This window comes from Blautia sp. MSJ-19, assembly GCF_018918125.1.
Taxonomy (GTDB): domain Bacteria; phylum Bacillota; class Clostridia; order Lachnospirales; family Lachnospiraceae; genus Blautia_A.
The window spans coordinates 1-6,534 of record NZ_JAHLQA010000012.1 but is presented as its reverse complement, the minus strand read 5'-3'; the positions used below and the strand labels follow the sequence as shown (position 1 = coordinate 6,534).

Sequence of the window (6,534 nt, the reverse complement as noted above, 5' to 3'; positions counted from 1 at the left end):
AGCCATTTGTGAATCCTCCTTGGTAATTTTGTTTGTGGTGAACTTATTATACCTAAAGGGAGAGCATTTGGCTCTATTTATTTTTAATATTCAATTTACACCATTATACGGGCATAACCCCAAACCAGCAATATTCCGCATCGAATATTTCCAAATCATTCAAAATCGATACCTTCTCCCAATCATGCATGCACCTGCCACAATCAGCCAGATCACACACTTCCCCGTAAAGAAAAAAATACCACCGAATCTCTCCGGTGGTATCGTTACTTGCTACTGCTCACTACGTTCACAGTGGCAACTCATTTCCTATTAATTATACACGAGACAGATATTCACCTGTTCTTGTATCGATTTTCAGTTTATCTCCCTGATTTACGAACAGTGGAACCATTACCTGCGCACCTGTCTCAACAGTTGCCGGTTTGGTAGCACCCTGTGCTGTATTTCCAGCGAATCCTGGCTCTGTTTCGATAACTTCAAGTTCTACAAACAGAGGCGGCTCAATTGCGTATACATTTCCATTCCAGGAGCAAACTTTAACAACTTCGTTTTCTTTAACGAATTTGAGAGAATCTCCAACCTGTTCTTTAGTAAGTGCAACCTGATCATATGTTTCTGTATTCATGAAGTTGTAAAGATCTCCATCATTGTACAGATAACTCATGTCTACACGATCAATACGTGCCTGTGGGAATTTTTCTGTAGGACGGAAAGATTTTTCCAGTACAGCTCCTGTGATAATGTTTTTATATTTTGTTCTTACGAACGCAGCGCCTTTTCCAGGTTTAACATGCTGGAATTCAACGATCTGACATACGTTTCCTTCAATTTCGATTGTGACACCGTTTCTGAAATCACCTGCAGAAATCATTTTATTATCCTCCTTCGTTTTGTGTTCGCTATCAGTTATTTTATAATATACACAAAGTTTTTTCAACTACTTTTTTTCATATGTAGATAATTTCTCTTCAATTTCTCTAATAAGTTCCTCAAAAGGAACTTCTCCTGTCGTAACCTGAACGTCTGCAAACTTCTGATATACAGGATCTCTCTGCTTTAAAAGCTTCTTTATCTTATCGTCTCTGTCATCTCCATCCAGCATCGGATCTTTTTTAGATCCCTCCAGACGTTTTTTAAGTGTTGCCAGAGAACCTTTGAGATAAACGATCGTGCCAAGTTCCTTGAGATACTTTTCGTTCTGTTCCTGAAGCGGCAGTCCCGCCCCCAGCGAAATCACTTTACGTTCAGGATCCTGGATAAGCTGTTTCAGTGCCAGTGTCTCCAATGCACGATAATACGGTTCTCCAAATCTTTCAAAGATTTCTCTGGATGAAAGATTCATTCTTTTTGTAATCAGTTTTTCCAGATCTACAAATGGTAATCCCAAATCTTTGGAAATCTGCTTTCCAACTCTCGTTTTTCCTGAACCCATAAACCCGATGATCACAACGTGGTTCATGAAATCCCCTCCTCCTTTTTGTAAAAATATAATACTATTTTTTCCAGATAGCGCTTAAGCACAATCTGGATTTCTTCTTTTGGATGAATCGGCTTCACCAGAATATTACGGATGCCGCTTCTCTTGGCTCCATATACATCTGTAAAAAGCTGGTCTCCTATAAAAATGGTATTTCCCGTATCCGTTCCAAGAAGTTCCATTGCTTTCCTGTAATTGCGAACGGATGGTTTGTGTGCATTTTCAATAAACTGCGCATCGATTGCTTCTGCAAAAGACGATACCCGCTCAATCTGATTGTTCGACAACAGACAATATCCAAAGCCAAGCTCTCTCAGATGTGCAAACAAAGCAATCGCACGTTCGTCCGCCGGCGCCCCATGAGGCACAAGCGTATTATCAATATCATAGATCAGACCGCGATACCCTTCACGGTAAAGGCGGTCATAATCTATCGCATATGCGGAATCCAGATATTCATCCGGAAAAAAACATCGAAACATTATCTTCTCCTGTCTTATCTTTCGCTAAGCGGAATGTACTCTGCCTCTGGCAGAACGCTCTTGTATGCCGGACGAATGATCTTGTCTGTATTGATCAGCTCCTCCATACGGTGTGCACTCCATCCAACGATTCGTGCCACCGCAAACATTGGTGTATAAAGTTCCAGCGGAAGATCCAGCATACTGTACACAAATCCACTGTAAAAGTCCACATTGGCACTGACACCTTTGTAAATGCGACGCTCCTCAGCAATAACCTCCGGTGCCATCCACTCAACCATGGAATACAGACGATAATCTTTCATACGGCCTTTTTCTTTTGCAAGACTTTCTACGAAGCTTTTGAGCACTTCTGCTCGAGGGTCGGATACAGAATAGATCGCATGTCCCATACCGTAGATCAGCCCTCTTCTGTCAAATGCTTCTTTATGAAGAAGTCGTTTCAGATATGCCCTGACTTCATCTTCGTCTTCCCAGTTATGAACTTCTTTTTTCATATCCTGGAACATCTGAATAACCTTAATGTTCGCACCACCATGCTTTGGACCCTTTAATGATCCAAGTGCTGCAGCAATCGCAGAATATGTATCTGTCCCAGAAGAAGAAACTACATGCGTCGTAAAAGTGGAGTTATTACCACCGCCATGCTCCATGTGCAGAATCAGTGCAAGATCCAGAATCTTGGCCTCAAGATCTGTATATTTTTTGTCCGGTCTTAACATGCGCAGAATGTTTTCTGCTGTAGAAAGCTCTTTCTTTGGATTATGGATATAAAGACTTTTTCCTCTTACATAGTGATTGTATGCCTGATAACCATATACAGACAGTAACGGAAATTCACTGATCAGATTCAGGCACTGTCTGAGCACATTCGGAAGAGAAATATCATCCGGATTATTATCGTAGGAATATAAAGTAAGCACACTTCTGGAAAGTGCATTCATAATGTCACGGCCCGGTGCTTTCATGATAACATCGCGGACAAAATTCCGAGGCAGAGAACGCTGCTCCGCTAACAGGCTCTTAAAATCCTCGAGTTCCTTAGCATTTGGAAGCTTGCCGAACAAAAGAAGATAAGTCGTCTCCTCGAATCCGAAACGGTTGTCCCTGACAAAACCAGCTGTCAGATCCTTAATATTATATCCACGGTAATACAAACTTCCCGCACAGGGAACTTCTTTACCGTCCACCACCTTGACCGCCTGTACATTGGAAATCTGGGTCAGCCCGGCAAGCACGCCTTTTCCATTGATATCTCGAAGACCTCTTTTTACATCGTACTTTCCATAAAGTGACACATCCATACTGGAATGATTCACGCACTCCTGTGTCAGATTTTCAATTTCCGGTGTTACTTTTGTGTTAAATCCTGCCATGCAATAATACTCCTTTCGACTATTCCTTCTTTTTCCCGCAGGCCCTCCTCAATAAATCTGATAAATTTCTGACATTACATCAATTATAACATTACTTTTCTGTACAGTCCAGCTATGAAAACTTTTTTATCGTACCTGACGATAAGTACTCAGGAATTCTCTGAGTTTTTCCATTGATTTCTCAAGCTGTCTTGTATTCGGAAGATAAACAATTCTGAAATGATCCGGTTCCATCCAGTTAAATCCTTTGCCCGGAACGATCAATACCTGCTTTTCATGCAGGAAATCCAGTGCAAACTGCTCATCATTTATAATATTGAACTTCTCCGTATCAATCTTCGGGAAAATATAAAATGCTGCATGTGGTTTTACAACAGAAATTCCCGGAATGTCTTTCAGCGCATTGTAAATGCATTCCCTCTGTTCGTAAACTCTTCCGCCCGGCTTAATATATTCTGTTACACTCTGGTATCCACCCAATGCGGTCTGAACAATAGACTGTGCCGGTACATTTGAACAGAGTCGCATGGAAGAAAGCATCTTGATTCCTTCTATATAACCCTTTGCTTTGTCCTTTGCACCACTTAAGATCATCCAGCCAATGCGGAAACCTGCAATCATATGGGACTTTGACAGTCCTGAAAATGTCACGCAGAAAACATCCGGAGCCAGAGAAGCAATGGATGTATGTTCATAGCCATCCATAACCAGACGGTCATAGATCTCATCAGAGAAAATAATCAATTCCTTTTCTCTTGCGATCTGCACGATCTGTTCAAGTATTTCCTTTGGATATACCGCACCTGTCGGGTTATTCGGATTGATGATAACGATTGCTTTGGTCTTATCAGTAACTTTGCTTCTGATATCTTCAATATCCGGATACCAGTCAGACTGTTCATCACATACATAATGAACAACTTTACCGCCTGCCAGTGTTGCTGTCGCTGTCCAGAGCGGATAATCCGGTGCCGGAATCAGAATTTCATCACCATTATCCAACAGAGCCTGCATGCAGAGATTGATCAGCTCACTGACCCCATTTCCTGTATAAATATCATTCATGGAAACATTTGGAATATTTCGAAGCTGTGCATACTGCATGATTGCTTTACGTGCGGAAAAAATGCCCTTGGAATCAGAATATCCCTGAGATGTACGAATGTTGCTGAGCATGTCCAGGATCACTTCCTGAGGAGCCGAAAATCCAAATGGATAAGGGTTTCCGATATTCAGTTTCAGAATCTCTTTGCCTTCCTCTTCCATCTTGGCCGCCTCATCAACCACCGGTCCTCTCACATCATACAGTACATTATCGAGTTTTGTTGATTTGTCAAATGTTCTCATTTTTTCACTCCTCTCCGTGGGATTCTTATTCATAGTGTTACTACATACTTGTGTTGCAGTAACTCGTATTGTATTATAATCTCATATTCAATCCATTTTCGCAAGGTAAAATTCTCCATATCTTATATCACAAAATTTTGTAAGCCTGGCTCAATATATTTTTTAAAAAAATTTATATCATGCTCTTTTCAACGTTACCACTTTCGTGTATAATAATCCCTGGACAAATGTCTTACACAGATGGACATGATTCAGAAAACGAATGAGGAGGAAATCAACATGTCTTACACAGAAGAAGTTTATGAAAGAGTCGTTGCACAGAATCCTGGCGAACCAGAATTCCACCAGGCAGTAAAAGAAGTACTGGATTCTCTGAAAGTTGTTATCGACCGCAATGAAGAAAAATATCGCAGTCTTTCCATTCTGGAACGTCTGGTAGAACCAGAAAGAATTATTTCTTTCCGTGTTCCGTGGGTAGATGACAATGGCACTGTACAGGTAAACAAAGGATACCGTGTACAGTTCAACAGTGCAATCGGACCTTACAAGGGTGGTCTTCGTTTCCATCCAACAGTAAACCAGAGCATTCTTAAATTCCTCGGTTTCGAACAGGTATTCAAAAACTCCCTTACAGGTCTTCCGATCGGTGGCGGTAAAGGTGGTTCCAACTTCAATCCTAAAGGTAAATCTGACAGAGAAGTTATGGCATTCTGCCAGAGCTTTATGACAGAACTTTGCAAATACATCGGTGCAGATACAGACGTACCGGCTGGTGATATCGGTGTTGGTGGACGTGAGATCGGATATCTCTTCGGACAGTACAAACGTGTTCGTGACCTCTATGAAGGTGTTCTGACAGGTAAGGGTCTTACCTATGGCGGTTCCCTGATTCGTACAGAAGCAACCGGATATGGTGTTGTATATATTCTTAATGAACTGATGAAAGATCACAATGATTCTCTTGACGGAAAAACTGTTGTTGTTACAGGTTCCGGTAACGTTGCGATCTATGCAGTACAGAAAGCAACTCAGCTTGGTGCAAAGGTTGTTGCACTGTGTGATTCCAACGGATATATCCATGATCCAAATGGAATCAACCTTGACGTAGTCAAAGATATCAAAGAAGTAAAACGTGGACGTATCAAAGAATATGCAGATCGTGTAGAAGGCGCTACCTATACAGAAGGTGTCGGCATCTGGAACATCAAATGTGACGTATATCTTCCATGTGCAACTCAGAACGAGCTTGATGTTGACGGCGTAAAGACTCTGGTTGCCAACGGATGCAAATATATCGTAGAAGGTGCTAACATGCCTACCACAAGAGAAGCAACTGAATACGCTATGGAAAATGGTGTTCTGTTCCTGCCAGGTAAAGCAGCAAATGCCGGTGGTGTTGCTACTTCTGCACTGGAAATGAGCCAGAACTCTCAGAGACTTTCTTGGACTTCTGAAGAAGTTGACGCTAAGCTTCATCAGATCATGGTTGATATCTATGCAAAAATCAGTGATGCTGCAAAACGTTATGACCTGACAGACAACTTTGTTGCAGGTGCTAACATCGCAGGATTCGAAAAAGTTGTAGATGCTATGATCGCTCAGGGTATTGTTTAATCCTTTACAGCTCATAAACTTTCAAAAGGTGTCCCTTTCGTGGGCAATGTCATTTAGTTAAGGCATTAAAGAGCTACTTCTTCCAGAGCAAGGTAGATAGAAATATGTACCTTGCTCTTTTTTTGTAACTTTTTCTAAAAAACACTTGACAAATATCTGAAAATTTGCGGCGAAGCCCCTTGAATGTAATACATTTTAGGAGGTAACGTCTATGATATTTGCAGAACGGGTAAAA

The 6,534-nt window shown here is 41.3% G+C and carries 7 protein-coding genes; 2 read left to right on the top strand and 5 right to left on the bottom strand.

The window, feature by feature from the left end; all coding sequences use genetic code 11:
- Window positions 1–316: hypothetical protein (locus KQI91_RS06045; RefSeq protein ID WP_216391958.1), on the top strand; the 316-nt coding region annotated here is incomplete at its 5' end.
- Here the strand turns inward: KQI91_RS06045 and efp are convergent.
- From efp to KQI91_RS06020, 5 genes are all read right to left on the bottom strand, one after another.
- The gene (efp, locus tag KQI91_RS06040) at window positions 317–874 is read right to left on the bottom strand and encodes an elongation factor P (protein WP_005427567.1); all 558 of its coding nucleotides are present in this window, start codon (window positions 872–874) and stop codon (window positions 317–319) included.
- 66 nt (window positions 875–940) lie between these two features.
- Entirely contained in the window at window positions 941–1,462 is a 522-nt protein-coding gene (locus KQI91_RS06035) for a shikimate kinase (RefSeq protein WP_216391957.1), read from the bottom strand.
- Window positions 1,459–1,962 carry a YqeG family HAD IIIA-type phosphatase gene (locus tag KQI91_RS06030; protein WP_216391956.1) on the bottom strand — a complete coding sequence of 168 codons (504 nt, stop codon included), beginning with the start codon at window positions 1,960–1,962 and terminating at the stop codon, window positions 1,459–1,461. The genes KQI91_RS06035 and KQI91_RS06030 overlap by 4 nt, the downstream gene beginning before the upstream one ends.
- 14 nt (window positions 1,963–1,976) lie before the next feature.
- Window positions 1,977–3,338 (bottom strand): citrate/2-methylcitrate synthase, encoded by a 1,362-nt coding sequence (locus KQI91_RS06025; protein WP_216391955.1) that lies wholly within the window; start codon window positions 3,336–3,338, stop codon window positions 1,977–1,979.
- Window positions 3,339–3,464: 126 nt separating this feature from the next.
- On the bottom strand, window positions 3,465–4,685 hold the full coding sequence (locus KQI91_RS06020) for an aminotransferase class I/II-fold pyridoxal phosphate-dependent enzyme (protein WP_216391954.1): 1,221 nt from the start codon (window positions 4,683–4,685) through the stop codon (window positions 3,465–3,467).
- 279 nt (window positions 4,686–4,964) lie between these two features.
- Here KQI91_RS06020 and gdhA point away from each other — a divergent pair, with 279 nt between their 5' ends.
- Window positions 4,965–6,299 carry an NADP-specific glutamate dehydrogenase gene (gene gdhA, locus KQI91_RS06015; RefSeq protein ID WP_216391953.1) on the top strand — a complete coding sequence of 445 codons (1,335 nt, stop codon included), beginning with the start codon at window positions 4,965–4,967 and terminating at the stop codon, window positions 6,297–6,299.
- The last annotated feature ends 235 nt before the right edge of the window (window positions 6,300–6,534 follow it).